The sequence below is a fragment of the Actinomycetota bacterium genome, assembly GCA_030682655.1.
GTDB lineage: Bacteria > Actinomycetota > Coriobacteriia > Anaerosomatales > JAUXNU01 > JAUXNU01.
In genome coordinates this window covers 1-1,231 of record JAUXNU010000025.1, presented here as the reverse complement: position 1 = coordinate 1,231, position 1,231 = coordinate 1, and the positions used below count along the sequence as shown (strand labels likewise).

1 protein-coding gene is annotated in these 1,231 nt (G+C 68.1%); it reads left to right on the top strand.

The genetic code is table 11. The annotated features are described in order from the left end of the window. Positions 1-67: 67 nt before the first annotated feature. Positions 68-1,231: hypothetical protein (locus Q8K99_01345; protein ID MDP2181200.1), on the top strand; the 1,164-nt coding region annotated here is incomplete at its 3' end.

Here is a 1,231-nt window from a genome sequence, read left to right as displayed (position 1 = left end):
TTTGCAAAGGCCCCTCACCCGCAGGGAGGCGCCCCGCTGGCTCGCCCTGACGATGGACTATGCCCCAATGGCGCCCGACGCGGGGACGGATCCGACGGTGAACTCCCCCGCCGAGAACCACCTCTCCGGGGCGTCCGACCCGGCCTACGCGGAGCCGGAGTACGCGGCGACGGGGCCGCGGGATCCTTTGGCTGTGGATCCGGGATCCGGAACTGAGAAATTGGGAAGCCCGGAACCGGACACCGCACCGACTCCCGAAACGGCGGTTGCCGCCATCCCCTCCGCCCCGGCGACCGTCACCACGAAGGCCATCCAGCCCAAAACCCCCGCGGCGAAAGCTCCAACCCCGATTCCGCTTCCCGTCCCCGTGGCGCCCATCCCCCCTTCCGCCAAAAAACCCGCCCTCCCCAAGTCCTTCCGGGCGGACCCTGGGCTGGCGGAGGCGACCGTCGTGGGATGCCGCTCCTCCGCGGAGACCTGCCGGATCCTGGCGGACCTTTTGACGACTCTGGAGCTGCCCGTCTCGTTCCGGTCCGGATGCGCCGACGACAAATGCGTGGCGGACCGGATCCTGGGGGCGCTCGTCCCCATGCTGGATGCGGCGCGGAGGGCGAAGGCGAGGGTGGCGGAAGTCCTCGCGACGCTCCGGAGGCCCGTAGTCGCCTCACCGATTCCGGTTCCCGCGCCTGTCCCGGCTCCCGTGGCGCCCAAGGCCGGGGCGGGGGTGGCGGGGTTGCCGAAGGCTCCCGTTCCCGCCCCTGTTCCGGTACTCGTTCTGGCGGCAGTTCCGGCGATTGCGGCACCCGCCAATCCTGTCGCCAATGCCCTTTTGCTGGCCAAACCCCCTTATGAGGTTGTCGGCATCTTGCCCGCCTGGATCACCGCGGAAAACACGGCCACGCAGCCTATCACCGTCACCCTTAAAAACACCGGGATCGAGACTTGGACGAAAGCCAATGTCTCCCTTGTTCCCGACCCCGGATGGATCGCCGGCAAGAACACCGGGCGCCACAATCGCGGACTCATGGCGGCCGACGACATCCCGAATTTGACCTTGGGATCCCCGGAGTACCGGATGGACGAAGTGTCCGTGAAGACCGGGGAGATCGCCCACTTTTCGCTCATTGCGAACGCCAGCCAGCCCGCACGGGCGCAGCTCAAGCTGGCCCTCAACGGGGTCGCGGGCACGAATATATGGGGCGTGTGGCTGGCCGCGGTGAAAGAGGAGAGG